Source organism: Enterobacter sp. MGH 33, from assembly GCF_000534535.1.
Classification (GTDB): domain Bacteria; phylum Pseudomonadota; class Gammaproteobacteria; order Enterobacterales; family Enterobacteriaceae; genus Enterobacter; species Enterobacter hormaechei_C.
The window spans coordinates 1,415,620-1,436,004 of sequence record NZ_KI973212.1 but is presented as its reverse complement, the minus strand read 5'-3'; the positions used below and the strand labels follow the sequence as shown (position 1 = coordinate 1,436,004).

Below are 20,385 nucleotides of genomic sequence, written 5' to 3'. Positions count from 1 at the left end.
GTAGGCCGGGTAAGGCGAAGCCGCCACCCGGCAATTTCTCTCGCAATCCCCTCACACCCATCACGGTTAATTATCGATCAACTTCAAATAATCACTATTCCCTCTGGCGAAATGTGAAAATTAAGTTGCGCGATTTTCAGACTTTCCCCACGATAAGTAGAACGTTCTACTAAAACGTTCTACTTACAATAACAGCGTGAAAAAAGCGCTACTCGGGGGAAATCAGCATGAGCCTGATATCAGGGTTTGTTAAATCGCTGTCTAAGTTATCGATGATTGGTCGCGCCTTAATGCTGCCAATTTCACTGCTTCCCGCTGCGGGCCTGCTGCTGGCCTTCGGCGATAAGTTCCATCTGCCGCTGATGATGAACGCCGGCGGGGTTATCTTTGATAACCTGCCGATGCTGTTCGCCATCGGCTCTGCCGTCGGACTGGCTTCGGAATCCGGCATTGCCGCACTCTCTGCGGCGGTCTCCGTGTTTGTCACCAACATCACCATCAGCACCGTGCTGAACATCACGCCGGAAATGGCCTCTCAGGGCGGCAAATACGCCATGGTCGTTGGCATTCCGACGTTGCAGATGGGCGTCTTTGGCGGCCTGATCTGCGGTATTCTTGCGGCCTGGTGTTACAACCGCTTCCACACCATGCAGCTGCCGGAGTTCCTCGGCTTCTTCTCCGGCAAGCGCTTTGTGGCGATTGCGACGGCGTTTCTGTCGTTCCTGCTCGGCCTGCTGCTGCCGTACGTCTGGCAGCATATTCAGTCCGGGATCGACGCCCTGTCCGTGGTGGTGAACGGCGATAACCAGGCGGCCTCGACCTTTATCTTCGGGCTGGTGGAGCGCGCGTTGATCCCGCTCGGCCTGCACCATATCTGGTATCCCTCCTTCTGGTATTCCTTCGGGGATTACACTACCCAGGCGGGTCAGGTGATCCACGGCGACCAGACCATCTGGTTCAAGATGCTGGAAGAAGGGGTGAAATCCTTCAGCAGCGACACCTACCAGAACGCCGGGAAATTCATGCAGGGCGAGTTCCCGCTGATGCTGTTCGCGCTGCCTGCGGCGTGCCTGGCGATGTACCACGAAGCGCACACGAAGAATAAGAAAATCGCGGCCGGTATTCTGTTCTCTGCGGCGCTCACCTGTTTCCTGACGGGGATCACCGAGCCGGTGGAGTTTACCTTTATCTTCGTGGCGCCAATCCTTTACGTTTTCAACGCCATCATGGCGGGGCTGGCGTACATGACCATGTACCTGCTGCATGCGCACATCGCCAAATCGTTCTCGGCGGGCTTTATCGACTACCTGTCGTTCGGGATCCTGCCGTCGTTTAACGGCTATCAGACCAACTTCCTGAGCGCCATTATCATCGGCATTCCGATGGCATTGATCTACTACTTCACCTTCCGCTTCGTGATCCGTCGCTTCGACGTGAAAACGCCGGGCCGCACCGAAGTGACCGCCAGCGCGAATGACAAGTCCGATTCCGAACTTGCCACCGAAATCATCGGCCTGCTGGGCGGTGCGCAGAACATTGATTCCGTCGGCTCCTGCATCACGCGTCTGCGTCTGGAAGTGGCAAAGAGCGAAGCGGTGGACCGGGACGGGCTGAACGGGCTTGGCGCGCGCGGCGTGGTGTTCGTGGGCGACAACGGGATACAGGTGATTTTCGGGGCCAGAGCACAGTTTATCGCCCAGACCATGTCCACCATGATTGGCAAATAATAAGATGCCTGAAGGAGGCGTCTCCTGTACGCTGGGGAACGCCTCTTATCTGGCTGATAATCGGGAAATTTCAGGGAGCGGTTTTGAAGAAAGTCAGCATTATTGATGTCGCAAAGCATGCGGGCGTGTCGGTTTCTACCGTTTCGCTGGTGCTGCGCCAGAAAGGGAAGATCTCAGAGGCGACGATCGGGAAGGTCAATGCCGCCATCACAATGCTGGGCTATGTTCATAACGTCGCCGCTGCCAACCTTCGCGCCAACACCTCCAACCTAATCGGCCTGATCCTGCGCGACTTCAGCGACAGCTTTTCCATCAAGGTGATGGCGAGCATCGTTCAGGAGCTGGAGAAGCAGGGTTATATGGTTTTTCTCGGTCAGCCGCTGAACGACGGCGAACATCTTGAACGGACCCTGCTCTCGTTTAAGCAGCAGGGCGTGGCGGGCGTCATCTACCTGGCGTCGGACACCCGCGCCGCCTCTCTTCCGGAGCACATTCGTCACTGCCCGCTGCCGCTTGTGGCGGTTTCGCAGTCGTTGCTGGAAGAGAAATGCAACCTGGTAATGCGCGATAACCGCCAGGCGGCGAACCTGGCCGCGCGTTATCTTATCGAGCGCGGGCACCGCAACATCGCCTACATCGGCGGGCGCGACGGGTGCCGTATCCGCGAGCAGCGCCTGCTCGGTTTTCGCAGCGCGATGACGCAGAACGGCCTGGTCTGGCGTGAGGAATATTCACCCGCCTGCACCGATGACACGCAGGCGGCGGCCATGGCGACTCGTCAGCTGCTGGAGAAGAACAACACGATTACCGCCCTGCTCTGCCATTCACCGGACGCGATGATCGGTTCGATCTCCGGTATTCACCAGGTGGGGCGCACGGTGGGTAAAGACGTGTTTTTAACCCAGCAGGTGGCGCTGATCGGTTTTGAAGATATGCTCCACGTTAATCTCACGTCGCCGTCGCTGACTTACGTTTCGTCTGCCAGCGAAGAGACCGGCCGCCAGGCGGCAGGGCTGATGATCCGCAGGCTGAAAGAGCCGGATCTGCAAACGCAGCGCATTACCCTCTCCGGGCAGCTTATCGCGCGGGAATCGGCGTAAAATCAGAATTTAGCACAGGTTTGCTGCGGCGGATCTGCTGCTATATTCCCATGATTTGCCATGGATAAATGCAATGCCTACCGTTATCACCCACGCTGCCGTACCTCTGTGTCTGGGCTTAGGGCTCGGAACTAAAGTCGTCCCACCCCGCCTGCTGTTTGCCGGGATCGTCCTCGCCATGCTGCCCGATGCCGACGTACTGGCGTTTAAATTCGGTGTCGCCTACGGGAATATTTTCGGCCATCGCGGTTTCACTCATTCGCTACTGTTTGCCCTGGTGGTGCCGATACTCTGCGTGCTGGCAGGCCGACGATGGTTCAGGGCCAGCGTGATGCGCTGCTGGCTGTTTTTAACCGTGTCATTGCTGTCGCACAGCCTGCTGGATTCGATCACCACCGGCGGGAAAGGCGTCGGCTGGCTGTGGCCGTGGTCAGATGAGCGCTTCTTTGCGCCGTGGCAGGTGATTAAGGTCGCGCCGTTTGCGCTGTCGCGCTATACCACGCCGTACGGGCATCAGGTAATCATTTCAGAACTGCTGTGGGTGTGGCTGCCGGGGATGGTGCTGATGGGGTTGCTGTGGTGGCGACGGAGGTAAAAAAGCCGGGTGGCGGCTGCGCCTGACCCGGCCTACTTTCATCTGTAGGCCCGGTAAGCGTTAGCGCCACCGGGCGTTACGGACTTACTTACGACGCCAGGTGGTTCCCTGCGGGCCATCTTCCAGAATAATGCCCATCTCGGTCAGACGGTTACGCGCCGCATCCGCCGCCGCCCAGTCTTTCGCCTGACGCGCTTCGAAACGTGCTTTAATCAGTGCTTCAATTTCCGCCACTTCACCGTCGTCAGCCTGCGCGCCGCTTTGCAGGAACAGGTCCGGCTCCTGCTCCAGCAGGCCGAGCACGGAAGAGAGCTTACGCAGGTGAGATGCCAGCGCATTGGCCGCCGCCATATCTTCTGACTTCAGGCGGTTCACCTCACGCGCCATGTCGAACAGCACGGAGTAGGCTTCCGGGGTGTTGAAGTCGTCGTTCATCACCTCAACAAAGCGGGCTTCGAACGCATCGCCGCCTGCGGCCGGAACAGACTTGTCGGTGCCGCGCAGTGCGGTATACAGACGCTCCAGCGCAGCGCGCGCCTGCTTCAGGTTCTCTTCGCTGTAGTTCAGCTGGCTGCGATAGTGGCCAGACATCAGGAAGTAGCGCACGGTTTCCGCGTCGTAATACTTCAGCACGTCGCGCACGGTAAAGAAGTTGCCCAGCGATTTCGACATCTTCTCGCGGTCAACCATCACCATCCCGGAGTGCATCCAGTAGTTCACGTACTCGCCGCCGTGAGCACAGGTGGACTGCGCGATTTCGTTTTCGTGGTGCGGGAACATCAGATCCGAACCGCCGCCGTGGATGTCGAAATGGTTGCCCAGCTGTTTGCAGTTCATCGCGGAACATTCAATGTGCCAGCCCGGACGCCCTTCGCCCCACGGGGATGGCCAGCTCGGTTCGCCCGCTTTGGACATCTTCCACAGCACGAAGTCCATCGGATTACGCTTCACGTCAACCACGTCCACGCGCGCACCGGCCTGGAGCTGGTCCAGATCCTGGCGGGAAAGCGCACCGTAGGTTGGGTCCGTCGGCACCGAGAACATCACGTCGCCGTTGTCCGCCACATAGGCGTGACCACGCTCGATCAGCTTTTGGGTGATATCAATGATTTCATGGATATGGTGGGTCGCACGCGGCTCACTGTCCGGGCGCAGAATATTTAAGGCATCAAAATCCTTGTGCATTTCGGCGATCATGCGATCCACCAGCGCGACAAAGCTTTCGCCATTTTCATTAGCACGTTTAATGATTTTGTCGTCGATGTCGGTGATATTGCGCACGTACTTCAGGTTATAGCCCAGGAAGCGCAGGTAGCGTGACACCACGTCGAACGCGACAAAGGTACGGCCATGGCCGATATGACAGAGATCGTAAACCGTAATACCACACACGTACATGCCGACTTCCCCGGCATGGATAGGTTTAAATTCCTCTTTTTGGCGCGTCATTGTATTAAAGATTTTTAACATCGAAGATTCCATGTAAACACGTGTGTGGATTGTTTGTTCCTTATAATACCCATAATTCGGAGTACGGTCAGCACACAATGCAAGGTGATCGTGTCCTGTGGTTATGCTATAACAAGCCCCTATATGTGACCCGAGCACGGGTCGACGCACCACAATAACGGAACAGGATGCAAAAATGGTTACTTTCCACACTAATCATGGCGATATCGTAATCAAAACCTTTGATGACAAAGCGCCTGAAACAGTTAAAAACTTCCTGGACTACTGCCGCGAAGGTTTCTACAACAACACTATTTTCCACCGTGTGATCAACGGCTTTATGATCCAGGGCGGCGGTTTCGAGCCTGGCATGCGCCAGAAAGAGACGAAAGAAGCGATCAAAAACGAAGCGAACAACGGCCTGAAAAACACCCGTGGTACGCTGGCAATGGCCCGTACTCAGGCGCCACACTCTGCGACCGCACAGTTCTTCATCAACGTAGCGGACAACGACTTCCTGAACTTCTCTGGCGAAAGTCTGCAAGGCTGGGGCTACTGCGTATTCGCAGAAGTGGTTGAAGGGATGGACGTGGTCGACAAGATCAAAGCCGTTTCTACTGGCCGCAGCGGTATGCACCAGGACGTTCCTAAAGAAGACGTTGTGATCACAAGCGTGACCGTCAGCGAGTAATTCGTGGCGACACTCTTTATTGCGGATCTGCATCTGCAAACAGAAGAACCGGCGATAACCGCCGGTTTTCTGCGTTTTTTACGCGGTGAAGCGAAAAGCGCCGACGCGCTGTACATTCTGGGCGACCTGTTTGAGGCCTGGATTGGCGACGACGATCCGAACCCGCTGCACCGTGAGATGGCGGCGGCCATTAAAGCACTGGTGGATTCCGGCGTCCCCTGCTATTTCATTCACGGCAACCGTGATTTCCTGATCGGCCAGCGCTACGCCCGCGAGAGCGGTATGACGCTGCTGCCGGAAGAGCAGGTGCTCAACCTCTATGGCCGCAATATTCTGATCATGCACGGCGACACGCTCTGCACTGACGATACCGGCTACCTGGCGTTTCGCGCCAAAGTTCACACCCCGTGGATCCAGAAAGTGTTCCTCGCCCTGCCGCTGTTTATCCGCAACCGCATCGCCGCCAGAATGCGCGCGGGCAGCAAGGCCGCCAACAGCAGCAAATCGATGACCATCATGGACGTCAATCCGCAGGCGGTGGTGAAGGTGATGGAGAAGCATCGCGTTCAGTGGCTGATCCACGGCCATACCCATCGTCCCGATGTACATTCCCTTATCGCCAACGGCGAGCCCGCCCATCGCGTGGTTTTAGGCGCCTGGCACAGCGAAGGATCGATGGTCAAAGTCACGCCGGAAGGTGTTGAACTGATCGCCTTCCCGTTTTAACGCCTCCCCGTCTTTTCGCTCATTTCCCGACCACGCAACCGTTTTCCTTGCCGGTATTACATGCTATTCTCTGTGCCCTCGAAAGCAGTGTGTTCCGCACCACAGGAGTTTTAAGACGCATGTCTTCCCGCAATAATCCGGCGCGTGTCGCCATCGTGATGGGGTCCAAAAGCGACTGGGCTACCATGCAATTCGCCGCCGAAATCTTTGAAATCCTGAATGTTCCGCACCACGTCGAAGTGGTTTCCGCGCACCGTACGCCGGATAAACTGTTCAGCTTCGCCGAAAGCGCCGAAGAGAACGGTTACGAGGTGATCATTGCCGGTGCGGGCGGCGCAGCACATCTGCCGGGCATGATTGCCGCCAAAACGCTGGTGCCGGTACTGGGTGTTCCCGTGCAAAGCGCCGCGTTAAGCGGGGTGGATAGCCTTTACTCTATCGTCCAGATGCCGCGCGGTATTCCCGTCGGTACGCTGGCGATTGGTAAAGCGGGTGCGGCAAATGCCGCCCTGCTGGCCGCGCAGATCCTGGCGACGCATGATAAAGAGTTACATCAGCGTCTGGCGGAGTGGCGTAAAACCCAGACCGATGAGGTGCTGGATAACCCGGATCCGCGGGGTGCAGCATGAAGCAGGTTTGCGTTCTTGGTAATGGTCAGCTTGGCCGGATGCTGCGTCAGGCCGGTGAGCCGCTGGGTATTGCCGTCTGGCCCGTCGGGCTGGATGCCGAGCCGGAAGCCGTGCCGTTCCATCAGAGCGTGATCACCGCCGAAATTGAACGCTGGCCGGAAACCGCCCTGACCCGCGAGCTGGCGCGCCATAACGCCTTTGTGAACCGCGACGTCTTTCCGATCATTGCCGACCGTCTCACGCAAAAACAGCTTTTCGACAAGCTCGGCCTCGCGACCGCGCCGTGGCAGCTGCTTTCCGATAAGCGCGAGTGGGATGACGTCTTTGCGATGCTGGGAGACCTGGCGATTGTGAAGCGTCGCGTCGGCGGCTACGACGGCCGCGGGCAGTGGCGCCTGCGCGCGAACGACACCGCCGAGCTGCCGGACGACTGCTACGGCGAGTGCATTGTTGAGCAGGGCATTAACTTCAGCGGTGAAGTGTCGCTGGTTGGCGCGCGCGGGCATGACGGGCACACCGTTTTTTACCCGCTAACGCATAACCTGCATCAGGACGGCATTCTGCGCACCAGCGTCGCCTTCCCGCACGCCAATGCTGACCAGCAGACGCAGGCGGAAGAGATGCTGTCTGCCATTATGCATGAGCTGGGCTATGTGGGCGTGATGGCGATGGAGTGTTTCGTCACGCCGTCGGGTCTGCTGATCAACGAACTTGCGCCGCGCGTGCACAACAGCGGCCACTGGACGCAAAACGGCGCCTCCATCAGCCAGTTCGAGCTGCACCTGCGCGCCATCACCGATCTGCCGCTGCCGCAGCCGGTGGTGACCAGCCCCTCGGTGATGATCAACCTGATCGGCACCGATCTGAACTACAACTGGCTGAAGCTACCGCTGGTGCACCTGCACTGGTACGACAAAGAGGTGCGTCCGGGACGTAAGGTCGGCCACCTGAACCTGAACGATACCGACACGGACCGACTGAGCGCCACGCTGGAAGCGATTGTTCCCCTGCTGCCGCCAGAATATGCGAGCGGTATTGTCTGGGCGCAGTCAAAACTGAAGTAAGTATCCCTCGCCGGGGAGTTGACCTTCCCCTTCCCCGGCGTACAATCCCCGCCCATTGCTGCTCAGTTTTCTTCTGGAACCACCATGAACGATGGAACGGACTATCGCGCGATCCTCGCGTCCGATACCCCTTTAATCGACGTTCGCGCGCCGATCGAATTTGCCCAGGGTGCGATGCCCGCCGCACTCAACCGGCCATTAATGAACGACGATGAGCGTGCCGCCGTCGGCACCTGCTATAAACGCCAGGGTCCGGACGCCGCGCTGGCGCTCGGCCATAGCCTGGTCAACGGCGAGACGCGCGAGGCGCGCATCAGCGCCTGGCGGGAAGCCAGCCTTGCCCATCCTGAGGGCTACCTTTGCTGCGCGCGCGGTGGCCAGCGCTCACACATCTCCCAGGCCTGGCTGAAAGAGGCGGGCGTCGACTATCCGTTGATACGCGGCGGCTATAAGGCCCTGCGTCAGACGGCGATTCAGGTGACCATTGAGCAGTCACAAAAGCCGATGGTGCTTATCGGCGGCTGTACCGGTAACGGTAAAACGCTGCTGGTGAAGCAGCATGCACAGGGCATCGATCTGGAAGGGCTGGCGCACCATCGCGGCTCGTCGTTTGGTCGCACGCTCACCCCGCAGCTTTCTCAGGCGAGCTTCGAGAATCACCTTGCGGTTGAGCTATTGAAAAAAGACGCCACGCGCTGGGTGCTTGAAGACGAGGGCCGGATGATTGGCTCTAACCACCTGCCGGAGTGCCTGCGCGACCGCATGGCTGAAGCGCCTGTCGTAGTGGTCGAGGATCCGTTTGAGATCCGTCTTGAGCGCCTGCGCGAAGAGTATTTCGTCCACATGTGGGCCGACTTTTCTGCCGCCTACGGTGAAGAGGCGGGCTGGAAAGCGTACAGCGAATATCTGCATCACGGCCTGTACGCCATTCGTCGCCGTCTGGGGCTGCAACGCTTTGCGGAATTTACCGCCCTGCTGGATGCCGCGCTTGTCGAGCAACAGCGTACTGGCAGCACTGACGCGCACTTCAGCTGGCTTGTGCCGCTGCTGAAGGACTATTACGAACCGATGTACGGCTATCAGCTGGAGAAAAAGGCGGAGAAGATTGTGTATCGCGGGACGTACGAAGAAATTGCTGAGTGGCTCGATCGCTGAAAAAAGCCGGGTGGCGGCTACGCCTTACCCGGCCTACGCGTGCTTTTGTAGCCCCGGTAAGCGCAGCGCCACCGGGGAACAAACCACTTAGAAGTCGTAACGCAGACGCACCAGGTTCATATCGCCCAGGTTGTCGGTGCTGGAGGTGAACACGTGTTCGTAATCCACGCGGAAACCGTAATCCAGCTGGAAGCTGATACCCACACCGTTGTCGATGCGCTGGTAGTTACGGCCATTCACGTACTCAATACGGTCGCCCATGAAGTACGGCTGGATGGATTTCACCGCATACTGACCAACCGGGAACTTGTAACCCGCAAAGTATTCAATACCCCATGCATCACCGGCGAAGTAGTCGTTAACGGACACTTTTTTGGTGGTCAGGAAGTTCTGATACCAGCCGCCGCCTGCGGAGAAGGTCCAGTTATCCGGCGTCCAGCTCAGGGCGGTACCAAGGATGTTCTGGTCGTAGGATTTGCTGTCGCCGTTGTCCGGGTTACGCATGTCCGCGCGGGTGTAGTTCCACGCTGCGCCCCAGGTCAGATCGGTAGTCAGGTGATAATCGATACCCAGTGAACCGCCGCCTTTACGTTTGTAACGCAGGCCGTTGCCCGGCAGGTATTCGCTGTCTTCAAACAGGTAAGAGGCGTAGATGTCAGCATCGCCCACGGTTTTCTTGTACTTCAGCATCTGGCGTGAACGGTAAGAGCCGTCATAGTCGCCGTTGATCCCGTTACCTGGCGCCTGACCAATCATGTCGTAGTCCCAGATATCGGTTTTTGCGCCCACTACGTCATAGTACACGCTGTTCTGCTGGCCGAAGGTCAGCGTACCCCAGGTGTCGCTCTTCAGACCGGTGTAGAGCATACGACGAGAGGTGTCGTGCGCGCCGTCGGCGTAGTGATGATCCCAGTTGAACTGCGCCGGAATGTTCACACCCAGCTCGTAGTAGCTGATCCAGCTGATGTCATCGAACAGGTAGTAATCCGCAGCGAAACGGAAGCGGGTGCCGCCGTCAAAGCCGTTGCGCTTGTAGCTGTTTTGCCGTCATCACCGGTCATATTCTGGAACTGAGGACGAATACTGCCGCCAACGGTGAAGTTCAGGCGGCTCAGCGGGTTACCCGCCTGCGGATCCTGTTTCAGAAGGGTGATTTCCGCCTGAGATGCGAAAGAAGCCAATGCCACTGCTGCGCCGATCGTTGTCGCCAGCGCTGTTTTTCTTATAGTCATTCTTTTTCCTTGATAGACACGCTGCTAAATATTTAGCTGGTGAATATTAACCGGAAAAATTCGGGCTGTGTGGGCGGGTTTTTAATGTTTTGTGCTACTAAATGCAGGGGCATTAACGATTTGTGCCGTTAAGCGATGACGCACCAGCAGAAATGCCGGTGCGTCATCATCACGTCAGTAAACTAGCTGACAAACTGGCGGAATAGCGCTTTACCTTTCAACAGCCGGGTTCCGAGCCAGCCGCCGCACAGGGACAGCAGCACGGCGCCGCAGACGGGCAGCGTGAGCCACAGCCGCCAGTCGGGCTCCCACGGGAAGTCGAAGACTTTGCTCTGGAGTACCGCCAGCGCGGTTTCCGCCCCGATGGCCGCCACCAGGCCCGCCACCAGACCGAGCAGGGCAAATTCGCTCCACAGCGTGGCGCGCAGCAGCCGTTTACTGGCTCCCAGCGTGCGGTAGACCACCAGCTCCTGATGACGCTGACGCATGCCCACCTGCACCTGCGCCAGCAGCAACAGCACGCCGCAGACGGTCACCAGCACTACCATCACCTCCAGCGCGCGGCTCACCTGCTCCAGCACCTGCCCGACCTGTTTGAGGATCGCGCCGATATCCAGCAGGCTCACCGTCGGAAATTCCCGGTTAAGCTGCGTCAGCATGCCGTTGCCGTTTTCCCAGCGGAAGCTGGTGAGCCAGCTCTGGGGCTGTCCGTCCAGCGCACCCGGCGGGAAGATGAAGAAGAAGTTTGGTCGCAGGCTTTCCCAGTCCACTTTACGCAGGCTGGTAACTTTGGCGGTGAAATCCTGGGTATCACCGGTGAAGGTCACGCTGTCGCCGAGGTTCACGTTCAGGCGTGTCGCCAGCCCCTCCTCCATCGACACTTCCCCCGCTTTCGGCGGCCAGGTGCCGGCAACGATCGGGTTATGGTCCGGACGTTTCGCCTGCCAGGTCAGGTTGAGTTCACGATTGAGCGATTCATCCTTATTTCCCTCCGTGGATTGGCCGTTGATCTGCGTCAGGCGGGCGCGCACGATCGGATAGAACGATTCCGGAATAATGTGATGCTCAGACAGGAAACCCTTCAGCGGCGTCACCTGTTCAGGAGCAATGTTGATCAGAAAATAGTTCGGGCTTTCCGGCGGAAGCTGTTGCTGCCAGCGATCCAGCAGATCTCCGCGCAGCACCAGCAGAAGCGCCAGCAGCATAAACGACAGCGAAAATGCCGAGAGCTGGCTGAGGGTAGACCACGGCTGGTGCAGCAGTCGGTTAACCGCTAACCGTATGGGGAGTGATTTAACTGTCAGCTTTCTCAGGACATTAAGCAGTATCCAGCCCACTACGCCGCACAGCAGCGCCAGCACCACCGCGCCCGCCAGCACCGCCCACAGCAGCGTACTGCCGCCCATCAGCCAGGCCAACAGCCCGACCGCCACCGCAATAATCACCGGCAGATAGAACTTCAGCGGCCAGACGCTGGCCACCACATCGCGGCGCAGCACGCGCAGCGGCTGGGTGGCGAGCAGCAGCCGGTACGGGCGTAACCCCACCAGCAGGGAGATCGTCGTCATCGCGCCGATGGCCCACAGCCACGGCCAGAGGCTGGCAGGCGGTAATGCGGCGGGCAATACCGGTTTGAGCAGCACCATCAGCAGCTTTTCAAACAGCAGCCCTATCGCCCCGCCGGTCAGAGCCGACAGCGCCAGCACCATCAGCCACTGGCCGACAATCAGCTTGCGCAGCTGCGCGCGGCCCGCGCCGAGGGTTTTGAGGATCGCCACCAGATCGTAACGGCTGCGGCAGTAGTGCCCCATCGCCACGGCAACCGCCGCAATGGCAAGCAGCAGAGTTAACAGCGCCGACAGCAGCAGGAACTGCTGGGAACGTTCGAGGGATTTGCCGAGCGCCCCGTCATCCTGCTCCAGCCCGTACCAGCGGTGTTCCGGCTTGAGCTGCGGCAGGAGCCATTTTTCGTACGTCTCCAGCTGCGCAGGCGTCCCGCCAAACTTATACCGCCAGGTGACACGGCTTCCCGGCTGGACGGCGTTGGTTTTCGCCACATCAGCGGTGTTCATCAGCAGGCGCGGCGCAAGCTGGAACGGATTAAATCCAGAGTCGGGCTCCTGCATTACTTCCCCGGCAATTTTGAGTGTCGCGTCGCCGACGTCGATACTGTCGCCGGGTTTCAGGTTCAGCAGCGCCATCAGTCGCGATGCCAGCAGGACCGTACCGGCCGTCGGTTTTAGCCCCGGCGGGCTGGTTTGTAAGTCACCGTACATCGGGTAGATGTCATCCACGGCTTTTACGCTTGCAAGCTGCGGCGTGTCGCCCGCAAAGGTCATAGTCTGAAAGGTGATCTGCTCCCCTACCTTCAGCCCCTCTTTGCGCGCTTCCTCAATCCAGCCCGGCGGCACGGGGCGAGAACTTTGCAGAGCCCGGTCCCCGGCCATAAATTCCCGACTCTGCTGGCTAAGCCCTTTCTCCATACGATCGCTGACGCTACCGAGCGCCAGCACGCAGGCCACCGCCAGGCTCAACGCCAGCCAGACAATCAGCAGCGAGGGCGAGCGCCACTCGCGCCAGAACCAGCGGGCAATCATGCTTCCTCCTGAAGAATACCGTTCACCAGCCGCAGGCGGCGGTCGCAGCGGGCGGCCAGCTGCGGATCGTGGGTAACCAGAATCAGCGTGGTACCGTGCTCGCGGTTGAGGGAAAACAGCAGATCGGCAATCTTGTCTCCGGTTTTACGGTCAAGGTTACCAGTGGGTTCATCGGCAAACAGCACTTCAGGGCGCCCGTTAAACGCGCGCGCCAGCGCCACGCGCTGCTGCTCACCGCCGGAAAGCTGTGCCGGAAGATGGTCGAGACGTTTGCCTAGCCCCAGCTGTTCCAGCAACGCCTTGGCGTGATCGCGGCTTTCACGGGTATTGTCACCGCGCAGCAGGCCGGGCAGCTCAACGTTTTCCATCGCGTTCAGCGTCGGGATCAGCATGAATGACTGAAAGACAAACCCGATATGCCGGGCACGCAGCGCGGCGCGGGCCTCTTCATCAAGCGCGTGGAGGGGCTGGCCGACCAGGTTCACTTCACCACTACTGCCATCGTCCAGACCAGCGAGAATGGCCAGCAGTGTGGACTTACCGGAACCGGATTCACCAATCAGGGCGATGGTTTCGGCACGTTTGACAACGAGTTCAACTCCGGTGAGGATGGAAAGCTCGTGTTCTCCCTGACCGACGGACTTCTTAAGACGATGAACTTCAACAATGTTTTCCGCTGGCATTTGCCCTTCCTGTTTTTGATGCTGATGACCTTCCGCGCGGCGGCTGCGGACACGTTATTGATTCTGGGCGACAGCCTGAGCGCGGGCTATCGTATGGCCGCCAGTGCGGCCTGGCCCGCCCTGCTCAATGATAAATGGCAGTCCCGGGCGTCTGTCGTGAACGGCAGCATCAGCGGCGATACGTCGCAGCAAGGCTTATCGCGCCTGCCTGCCCTGCTTAAGCAGCATCAACCGCGTTGGGTGCTGGTTGAACTGGGCGGTAATGATGGTTTGCGCGGCTTCCAGCCTCAGCAAACGGAGCAAACGCTGCGGACCATTTTGCAGACCATTAAGGCTGCCAATGCCCAGCCGCTGCTGATGCAAATTCGCCTGCCCGCCAACTACGGCCGTCGGTATAATGAGGCGTTTAGCGCGATCTATCCTAAGCTTGCCAAAGAGTTTGATATTCCGCTGCTGCCATTTTTCATGGAAGAGGTCTATCTGAAACCCCAGTGGATGCAGGATGATGGCATTCACCCCAATCGCGATGCCCAGCCGTTCATTGCCGACTGGATGGCAACCCGGCTGGCTCCTTTAGTAAAACATGACTCGTCAAACAGCTGAGAACCTGACAGGTAAAGTTATGCAAAAATCGGTCTTAATAACAGGATGTTCCAGCGGAATTGGCCTTGAAAGCGCCCTTGAACTGAAACGTCAGGGGTTTTGGGTACTGGCAGCCTGCCGCAAACCCGAGGATGTCGAACGCATGCGAGGGCTGGGATTTACCGGCATTCTGCTGGATCTCGATTCGCCAGAGAGCGTAGAGCAGGCCGCCGATGAGGTTATCGCCCTGACCAACAACCGTCTTTACGGTCTGTTCAACAATGCGGGCTACGGCGTGTACGGCCCGCTACAGACTCTCTCACGGGAACAGCTGGAGCAGCAGTTCTCCGCAAACTTTTTCGGGGCGCATCAGCTTACCATGCGCCTTCTCCCCGCCATGCTGCCGCACGGCGAAGGGCGCATCGTGATGACCTCCTCGGTCATGGGCCTGATCTCCACGCCGGGCCGCGGGGCTTACGCCGCCAGCAAATATGCGCTTGAAGCCTGGTCCGATGCGTTGCGCATGGAGCTGCGCCACAGCGGTATTAAGGTCAGCCTGATTGAACCGGGCCCGATCCGCACCCGCTTTACGGAAAACGTTAACCAGACGCAGGCGGACAAACCGGTCGAAAACCCCGGCATCGCGGCGCGTTTTACGCTTGGGCCAGAAGCCGTCGTTGCCAAAGTGCGCCACGCGTTTGAGAGCGATACCCCTAAAATGCGCTATCCGGTCACGCTGGTAACCCATGCCGTCGGCTGGTTGAAACGCCTGCTGCCGGGGCGGATGATGGACAAAATTTTGCAGGGTTGAGTTGAAGCGACGACGCTTACCCCCATGTAAAGAGTAAACCGATAAAAGAGAATGCCGCATGTCCGTACAGAATATCGTCAACATAACTGAAGCTAACCTGCAACAGACGCTCGAACAGTCAATGACTAAACCGGTGCTGTTCTACTTCTGGTCTGAACGCAGCCAACACTGCCTGCAACTGACGCCGGTCCTAGAGAGCCTTGCCGCGCAGTACAACGGTCAGTTCATTCTGGCGAAGCTGGATTGTGACGCCGAACCAATGGTGGCTTCCCAGTTTGGCCTGCGCGCGATCCCAACCGTCTATCTGTTCCAGAACGGTCAGCCGGTGGATGGCTTCCAGGGGCCGCAGCCGGAAGAGGCGATCCGCGCCCTGCTGGATAAAGTTCTGCCGCGCGAAGAAGAGCTGAAAGCGCAGGAAGCCATGGCGCTGATGCAGGAAGGCAAGTACGACGAGGCGCTGCCGCTGTTAAAAGACGCGTGGCAGCTGTCGAACCAGAACAGCCAGATTGGTCTGCTGCTGGCAGAGACCCATATTGCGCTGCACCGCCCTGAAGACGCGGAAGCCGTGCTGAAAACGGTGCCGATGCAGGATCAGGATACCCGTTATCAGGGTCTGGTGGCGCAGATTGACCTGCTGAAACAGGCGGCCGATACCCCTGAAATTCAACAGCTTCAGCAGCAGGTTGCGGACAACCCGCAGGATGCCGCGCTGGCAAGCCAGCTGGCGCTTCAGCTTCATCAGGTGGGGCGTAACGAAGAGGCGCTGGAGCTGCTGTTTAGCCATCTTCAGAAGGACCTGGGCGCCGCAGACGGACAGGCGCGGAAGATGTTCCAGGAGATCCTGGCCGCGCTGGGTACCGGTGACGCGCTGGCGTCGAAATATCGTCGTCAGCTGTACGCGTTGCTCTACTAGTAAAAAAATGCCCGGTGGCGCTAACGCTTACCGGGCCTACAAAAGCCGATATTACCCCGTCTTTTTCAACTGCGTCACCACCAGCTGGTGGCGCGCGTTGTAAAACTTCCGATAGGTCAGGTAGCAGGCAATGATGGTGGACAGGCTCGCCGTAGAGAGCAGCATAAACGTCACCATAATCTGGTACTTAATCGCTTTTACCGGATCGATACCGGCAAAAATCAGCCCCGACATCATGCCCGGCAGGCTCACCAGACCCACCGTTTTGGCGGAATCCACCGTTGGGATCAGCGAAGAGCGAATGCTGTCGCGGATCAACCGCGCCGAGGCCACCTTCGGCGTCGCGCCCAGGCTTAGCTTCTCCTGAAGCTGCTGCTGTTCACTGCTGAACCGTTGCCCCAGATTGTTGTAGCACAACCCGACCGCCACCATCGCATTGCCCGCAATCATCCCGGAAATGGGGATCACCTGCATCGGCGTAAATTCTATCGAGCCGGAGAGTACCAGTACCGCCAGCGTTAACGCGGTCCCGGTAGTGATGGCGATCAACGACGAAATGAACGCTTTATCGATGTATTTACTGCGTTTCTGCGCGTTCCATGCCGCGTTAAAGCAGATAAACAGCACCATCAACAGGGTCAGCACGGCATGATTGACGTTGAAGATGTATTTCAGCACATAGCCGACGATGATGAGCTGAATGACCGCGCGGGCGATACTCCAAAGAATATCTTTTTCCAGCCCCAGCTTTTCCCGGTAGCTGACCACAATCGCCACCAGCACCAGGACCATCGACAGCGCCAGCGATTCGTTGGTTATGTTATGTTCACCCACGATGAGCCTCCTCCATTTTCCCGCCCTGCGGCCTGAGCGTGATGACATCATCCGCATGGGTAATTTCATTTGAATCATGCGTCACCCACAGCACGGCAATATTCTGCTCCCGGGCGTAGCGATGGATAATGTCATTGACGTTGCGCTTGTTAGCGTCATCCAGCGCGCTGGTGATTTCGTCCAGCAACAGCGCCTTCGGCAAGAATTGCAGGTTACGGATCAGCGAGACGCGCTGCTTTTCCCCTCCCGACAGTTCGGCGATCGATTTGCTCAGCGTCTCCGGCGAAAGCCCGAACCGAGTCAGATCGTCGGTAAACTTTTTTGGATCAGGCGTTTGGTTGCGGATGTGCCAGGGGAAAACCAGATTGTCGTACACCGTGTCGCCAAACAGGGACGGCGTTTGCACGCAGTATGACACCTGCTGGCGATAGCTTTCCGGTGAAAGCGTGGCGATATCTTTTCCTGCAAACAGGATGGTTCCCTCCGTTGGGCTCAGTAGCGAAGCCACGATTTTCAGGAGGGTGCTTTTGCCGCAGCCGGAGGGGCCAGTTATCAGTTTAAATTCGCCCGGAGAGAGACAAAAATCAACGTGCTGAAGGATGGTGTTATCACCCACACGAAAGCCAACATCCCTGATATCCAGAAGATTTTTTTTATTATTCATTCCGATTCCATTAACCGCTGTAATAAGAACAGCCTTTAGCATAATCCTTTCCGCTACGCAGCGCGAATAGCCTTAACCTATAGCAAGTGTTAAACTTTTTGCTCGCTAATTGTCACCTCTATAACTACAGGAAGTCAGCAACATGACACATATCTTTTATGAGTTCTCTTCCCTGAAGCCTGGTGTTCCTGATGTGGAAACATTAATGGAAGTCATCAATTCTTCTGAACTCACGCGTTTTGTCATGGGTGCAGAGGTGGTCGATTTTGTTAAGAAGGCGCTCATCGTTAACACCACAATCGGTAGCTTTAAAAACTGCTATTTTGCTTTCGATGATGGAGCGTACTTTCTCGAGTTTGACGGCAAGGGTAAATCCAGACGCTTTACTGAGGTGCCGGACTGGTTCGTTTCCCCCGCGGAATTTGCCCGCTCGCAATGGCTGATTAACCATGATCTGGCCGATGTGAAGGCGACGGCGTTTATTGACGTGCTGATGTCCTACCCGCTTAAAGAGCGCCGGGCGCACTGCAATCTGCTGTTTGGTCTGGATCTGCATAAGGTCAATGTGGTTCCGGCGCCTACAGCCCCTGCCGGAAAAATGGGCAATAAAAACGGAAAAACCACCAAGCCTCGCGTCACAGATCTCGGCTCTTTTGAGCTTTTTACCGCGTTCTTTGCGCGTATGAAAACCGCCGTCAATGCTAATGAATTCCCTACCCTACAGGTGCTGACCGGCCAGGAGGATCTTACAAAAGCGCCGCACAGCTTAAAGCAAGGGATCAGAACCTGGTTTAAGGCGATTACCGGCGATCTGCCACCGAACAACAAACGTGTCGGGGCGGGCAATGCGGTATTGTTCTGCGCTCCCGTTCGCGAGCAGATCCAGCAGATAGAGGCCATCGGCCTGGAAAAATACTATCAGGGCTTATCAAAAGCTATCGCTGACGCCGGGGATGGGTTTATCACCGACTTCAGCTATACCTGGTCTGAAAAGTAACGTTTTGCGCCCCGCATCCCGAACGGGGCGTTTTATTTCTGCCAGTCCGGTTCCCACCTCTTTACAGGGGCGAAATCCTGTTCGTTAGCCGATATACTTACGTTCAACAAATACGCAGTTTTTCTCGTTACGGCATGCAAAACAGGAGGTTTTTATGCTCATCGTTGTTCCTGTCCTTATATTCGTTGCGCTGGTTATCGTGGGCGCAGGCGTCAAAATTGTCCCGCAGGGTTACCAGTGGACCGTCGAACGCTTCGGTCGCTACACCAATACTCTTCAGCCGGGTTTAAGCCTGATCGTCCCGTTCATGGACAGAATTGGGCGTAAGATCAATATGATGGAGCAGGTGCTGGATATCCCTTCCCAGGAAGTCATCTCCAAGGATAATGCCAACGTCACCATCGATGCGGTGTGCTTTATTCAGGTGATTGATGCGCCGAAAGCGGCCTATGAGGTGAGCAACCTGGAGCTGGCGATCGTCAACCTGACCATGACCAACATCCGTACCGTGCTTGGCTCAATGGAGCTGGACGAAATGCTCTCCCAGCGCGACAGCATAAATACCCGCCTGCTGCACATTGTGGATGAAGCCACCAATCCGTGGGGGATCAAAGTGACACGCATTGAGATCCGCGACGTGCGCCCACCGGCAGAGCTGATTGCTTCCATGAACGCGCAGATGAAGGCCGAGCGTACCAAGCGTGCCTATATTCTTGAAGCCGAAGGGGTGCGTCAGGCTGAAATCCTGAAAGCGGAAGGGGAAAAACAGTCGCAGATCCTGAAAGCCGAGGGCGACCGTCAGTCTGCCTTCCTCCAGGCGGAAGCGCGTGAACGTTCGGCAGAAGCGGAAGCCCGCGCGACGCAAATGGTCTCCGAGGCGATTGCCGCCGGGGATATCCAGGCCGTGAACTACTTCGTCGCGCAAAAATATACCGATGCGCTGAAGGAGATCGGCTCCGCGAACAACAGCAAGGTGGTAATGATGCCGCTGGATGCCAGCAGTCTGATGGGATCTATCGCCGGAATTGCCGAGTTGATCAAAGACGGCGGAAACGAGCGTAAAAAATGATTGAGCTCATCGTTGCACATCCTCATGCGTTCTGGCTAAGCCTTGGCGGTTTACTGCTGGCCGCCGAGATGCTTGGCGGCAACGGTTATCTGCTGTGGAGCGGGGTTGCCGCGGTGATTACCGGGCTGGTCGTCTGGCTGCTGCCTGTCGGCTGGGAGTGGCAGGGCGCGCTGTTTGCCGTGCTGACGCTGCTGGCCGCCTGGCTGTGGTGGCGCTGGCTGAACAAACGGGTGAAGGCGCAGAAGCCGGTCGACGCGCACCTCAACCAGCGTGGGCAGCAGATCGTGGGTAGACGCTTTACGCTTGATAACGCGCTGATCAACGGACGCGGTCATATGCGCGTGGGGGACAGTTCGTGGCCGGTGGTGGCCGACGATGACCTCAGCGCCGGCACGCGGGTTGAGGTCATTGCGGTGGAAGGCATTACCCTGCGGGTTAAAGCCTGTTAGGCGTGGGTTTTACGGTGGCAGCAGCCGGAAAGATTGTCGATAATCGGGCACTCGGCGCTGTCATCTCCCGGGCAGGATTCTGCCAGCTGTAACAGTTGCTCACGCATCGCCTGTAATTCGATGATATGGCGTTCGATCTCCGCCACTTTTTCCAGCGTACGTTTTTTCACGTCGGCACTGTGGCGTTTCGGATCGTTAAACAGGTTAACCAGCTCGCCGCACTCTTCAAGGTTAAATCCTACCTGTCTTGCCTGGCGCAGTAACGTCAGTTCATCAAGATGCAGCTGCGTATAGCTGCGGTAGCCGTTTTCACTGCGCAACGGTGGCGTCACCAGCCCTTTTTCCTCATAAAAGCGAATCGCTTTGCTGGTTAAGCCGGTTTTTTTCGCAACATCGCTGATATTCACATTTCCCCCTT

The 20,385-nt window shown here is 57.6% G+C and carries 20 protein-coding genes and 1 pseudogene; 14 read left to right on the top strand and 7 right to left on the bottom strand.

All coding sequences use genetic code 11. The features are described from left to right. Window positions 1-227 precede the first annotated feature (227 nt). The 3 genes from L379_RS17210 (at window position 228) to L379_RS17220 (ending at window position 3,422) form a co-directional block, all read left to right on the top strand. Window positions 228-1,727: a PTS transporter subunit EIIC gene (locus L379_RS17210; protein WP_023303217.1), complete on the top strand. Its 1,500-nt coding sequence runs from the start codon at window positions 228-230 to the stop codon at window positions 1,725-1,727. A gap of 83 nt (window positions 1,728-1,810) precedes the next feature. Beyond that, window positions 1,811-2,827, top strand: coding sequence for a Mal regulon transcriptional regulator MalI (gene malI, locus L379_RS17215; protein ID WP_032652757.1), 1,017 nt, complete (start codon window positions 1,811-1,813; stop codon window positions 2,825-2,827). Window positions 2,828-2,900: 73 nt separating this feature from the next. After that, a complete protein-coding gene (locus tag L379_RS17220) occupies window positions 2,901-3,422 on the top strand; it encodes a metal-dependent hydrolase (protein WP_032103901.1) in 522 nt (173 codons plus the stop codon). Between the two features lie 84 nt (window positions 3,423-3,506). Here L379_RS17220 and cysS read toward each other — a convergent pair whose 3' ends face one another. Then, window positions 3,507-4,892, bottom strand: coding sequence for a cysteine--tRNA ligase (cysS, locus tag L379_RS17225; RefSeq protein ID WP_032103903.1), 1,386 nt, complete (start codon window positions 4,890-4,892; stop codon window positions 3,507-3,509). Between the two features lie 175 nt (window positions 4,893-5,067). On the opposite strand from cysS, the gene ppiB reads away from it, so the two are divergent. The 5 genes from ppiB (at window position 5,068) to mnmH (ending at window position 9,136) form a co-directional block, all read left to right on the top strand. Next, the gene (gene ppiB / locus L379_RS17230; RefSeq protein ID WP_000256009.1) at window positions 5,068-5,562 is read left to right on the top strand and encodes a peptidylprolyl isomerase B; all 495 of its coding nucleotides are present in this window, start codon (window positions 5,068-5,070) and stop codon (window positions 5,560-5,562) included. A 3-nt stretch (window positions 5,563-5,565) separates the two neighbouring features. Continuing rightward, complete coding sequence (lpxH, locus tag L379_RS17235) at window positions 5,566-6,288, top strand: UDP-2,3-diacylglucosamine diphosphatase (RefSeq protein ID WP_023303214.1); 723 nt, start codon at window positions 5,566-5,568, stop codon at window positions 6,286-6,288. A gap of 119 nt (window positions 6,289-6,407) precedes the next feature. Further along, window positions 6,408-6,917, top strand: coding sequence for a 5-(carboxyamino)imidazole ribonucleotide mutase (purE, locus tag L379_RS17240; protein ID WP_023303213.1), 510 nt, complete (start codon window positions 6,408-6,410; stop codon window positions 6,915-6,917). Continuing rightward, complete coding sequence (gene purK / locus L379_RS17245) at window positions 6,914-7,981, top strand: 5-(carboxyamino)imidazole ribonucleotide synthase (protein WP_023303212.1); 1,068 nt, start codon at window positions 6,914-6,916, stop codon at window positions 7,979-7,981. Before purE ends, purK begins: the two co-directional genes overlap by 4 nt. Window positions 7,982-8,065: 84 nt before the next feature. Then, entirely contained in the window at window positions 8,066-9,136 is a 1,071-nt protein-coding gene (gene mnmH, locus L379_RS17250; RefSeq protein WP_032652756.1) for a tRNA 2-selenouridine(34) synthase MnmH, read from the top strand. An 87-nt stretch (window positions 9,137-9,223) separates the two neighbouring features. Here mnmH and L379_RS0123875 read toward each other — a convergent pair. The 3 genes and pseudogenes from L379_RS0123875 to ybbA form a co-directional block, all read right to left on the bottom strand. Then, window positions 9,224-10,368, bottom strand: a pseudogene (locus L379_RS0123875) (porin). A 182-nt stretch (window positions 10,369-10,550) separates the two neighbouring features. Next, on the bottom strand, window positions 10,551-12,965 hold the full coding sequence (gene ybbP, locus L379_RS17255) for a putative ABC transporter permease subunit YbbP (RefSeq protein ID WP_032652754.1): 2,415 nt from the start codon (window positions 12,963-12,965) through the stop codon (window positions 10,551-10,553). Continuing rightward, the gene (ybbA, locus tag L379_RS17260) at window positions 12,962-13,648 is read right to left on the bottom strand and encodes a putative ABC transporter ATP-binding protein YbbA (RefSeq protein ID WP_032652752.1); all 687 of its coding nucleotides are present in this window, start codon (window positions 13,646-13,648) and stop codon (window positions 12,962-12,964) included. Before ybbA ends, ybbP begins: the two co-directional genes overlap by 4 nt. Here ybbA and tesA point away from each other — a divergent pair. The 3 genes from tesA to L379_RS17275 are packed head-to-tail and all read left to right on the top strand — an operon-like array spanning window position 13,619 to window position 15,954. Further along, on the top strand, window positions 13,619-14,251 hold the full coding sequence (tesA, locus tag L379_RS17265; protein WP_003858933.1) for a multifunctional acyl-CoA thioesterase I/protease I/lysophospholipase L1: 633 nt from the start codon (window positions 13,619-13,621) through the stop codon (window positions 14,249-14,251). The two genes, ybbA and tesA, sit on opposite strands and share 30 nt — an antisense overlap. Then, a complete protein-coding gene (locus L379_RS17270; RefSeq protein WP_006809829.1) occupies window positions 14,232-15,041 on the top strand; it encodes an SDR family oxidoreductase in 810 nt (269 codons plus the stop codon). The genes tesA and L379_RS17270 overlap by 20 nt, the downstream gene beginning before the upstream one ends. Window positions 15,042-15,099: 58 nt before the next feature. After that, entirely contained in the window at window positions 15,100-15,954 is an 855-nt protein-coding gene (locus L379_RS17275) for a co-chaperone YbbN (RefSeq protein WP_032652750.1), read from the top strand. A 51-nt stretch (window positions 15,955-16,005) separates the two neighbouring features. Here L379_RS17275 and fetB read toward each other — a convergent pair whose 3' ends face one another. Continuing rightward, window positions 16,006-16,788, bottom strand: a complete 783-nt coding sequence (fetB, locus tag L379_RS17280) for an iron efflux ABC transporter permease subunit FetB (RefSeq protein ID WP_017383223.1) — start codon at window positions 16,786-16,788, stop codon at window positions 16,006-16,008. Further along, the gene (gene fetA, locus L379_RS17285) at window positions 16,781-17,452 is read right to left on the bottom strand and encodes an iron efflux ABC transporter ATP-binding subunit FetA (protein WP_032652747.1); all 672 of its coding nucleotides are present in this window, start codon (window positions 17,450-17,452) and stop codon (window positions 16,781-16,783) included. Before fetA ends, fetB begins: the two co-directional genes overlap by 8 nt. A 142-nt stretch (window positions 17,453-17,594) precedes the next feature. Here fetA and L379_RS17290 point away from each other — a divergent pair, with 142 nt between their 5' ends. The 3 genes from L379_RS17290 (at window position 17,595) to L379_RS17300 (ending at window position 19,967) form a co-directional block, all read left to right on the top strand. Then, window positions 17,595-18,449 carry a hypothetical protein gene (locus tag L379_RS17290; protein WP_015571236.1) on the top strand — a complete coding sequence of 285 codons (855 nt, stop codon included), beginning with the start codon at window positions 17,595-17,597 and terminating at the stop codon, window positions 18,447-18,449. A 154-nt stretch (window positions 18,450-18,603) separates the two neighbouring features. Beyond that, complete coding sequence (locus L379_RS17295) at window positions 18,604-19,518, top strand: SPFH domain-containing protein (protein WP_003858941.1); 915 nt, start codon at window positions 18,604-18,606, stop codon at window positions 19,516-19,518. Continuing rightward, entirely contained in the window at window positions 19,515-19,967 is a 453-nt protein-coding gene (locus tag L379_RS17300; protein ID WP_015571238.1) for an NfeD family protein, read from the top strand. The genes L379_RS17295 and L379_RS17300 overlap by 4 nt, the downstream gene beginning before the upstream one ends. Here the strand turns inward: L379_RS17300 and cueR are convergent. Beyond that, a complete protein-coding gene (cueR, locus tag L379_RS17305) occupies window positions 19,964-20,374 on the bottom strand; it encodes a Cu(I)-responsive transcriptional regulator (RefSeq protein ID WP_017383222.1) in 411 nt (136 codons plus the stop codon). The two genes, L379_RS17300 and cueR, sit on opposite strands and share 4 nt — an antisense overlap. Window positions 20,375-20,385: the final 11 nt, after the last annotated feature.

Coding starts and splice junctions, on each gene's coding strand:
- purE (WP_023303213.1), top strand. CDS start 6,408: ATGTCTTCCCGCAATAATCCGGCGCGTGTCGCCATCGTGATGGGGTCC.
- L379_RS17270 (WP_006809829.1), top strand. CDS start 14,232: ATGACTCGTCAAACAGCTGAGAACCTGACAGGTAAAGTTATGCAAAAA.
- ybbP (WP_032652754.1), bottom strand. CDS start 12,965: ATGATTGCCCGCTGGTTCTGGCGCGAGTGGCGCTCGCCCTCGCTGCTG.
- tesA (WP_003858933.1), top strand. CDS start 13,619: ATGAACTTCAACAATGTTTTCCGCTGGCATTTGCCCTTCCTGTTTTTG.
- L379_RS17290 (WP_015571236.1), top strand. CDS start 17,595: ATGACACATATCTTTTATGAGTTCTCTTCCCTGAAGCCTGGTGTTCCT.
- L379_RS17275 (WP_032652750.1), top strand. CDS start 15,100: ATGTCCGTACAGAATATCGTCAACATAACTGAAGCTAACCTGCAACAG.
- ybbA (WP_032652752.1), bottom strand. CDS start 13,648: ATGCCAGCGGAAAACATTGTTGAAGTTCATCGTCTTAAGAAGTCCGTC.
- L379_RS17220 (WP_032103901.1), top strand. CDS start 2,901: ATGCCTACCGTTATCACCCACGCTGCCGTACCTCTGTGTCTGGGCTTA.
- L379_RS17210 (WP_023303217.1), top strand. CDS start 228: ATGAGCCTGATATCAGGGTTTGTTAAATCGCTGTCTAAGTTATCGATG.
- purK (WP_023303212.1), top strand. CDS start 6,914: ATGAAGCAGGTTTGCGTTCTTGGTAATGGTCAGCTTGGCCGGATGCTG.
- fetA (WP_032652747.1), bottom strand. CDS start 17,452: ATGAATAATAAAAAAAATCTTCTGGATATCAGGGATGTTGGCTTTCGT.
- L379_RS17300 (WP_015571238.1), top strand. CDS start 19,515: ATGATTGAGCTCATCGTTGCACATCCTCATGCGTTCTGGCTAAGCCTT.
- ppiB (WP_000256009.1), top strand. CDS start 5,068: ATGGTTACTTTCCACACTAATCATGGCGATATCGTAATCAAAACCTTT.
- mnmH (WP_032652756.1), top strand. CDS start 8,066: ATGAACGATGGAACGGACTATCGCGCGATCCTCGCGTCCGATACCCCT.
- L379_RS17295 (WP_003858941.1), top strand. CDS start 18,604: ATGCTCATCGTTGTTCCTGTCCTTATATTCGTTGCGCTGGTTATCGTG.
- cysS (WP_032103903.1), bottom strand. CDS start 4,892: ATGTTAAAAATCTTTAATACAATGACGCGCCAAAAAGAGGAATTTAAA.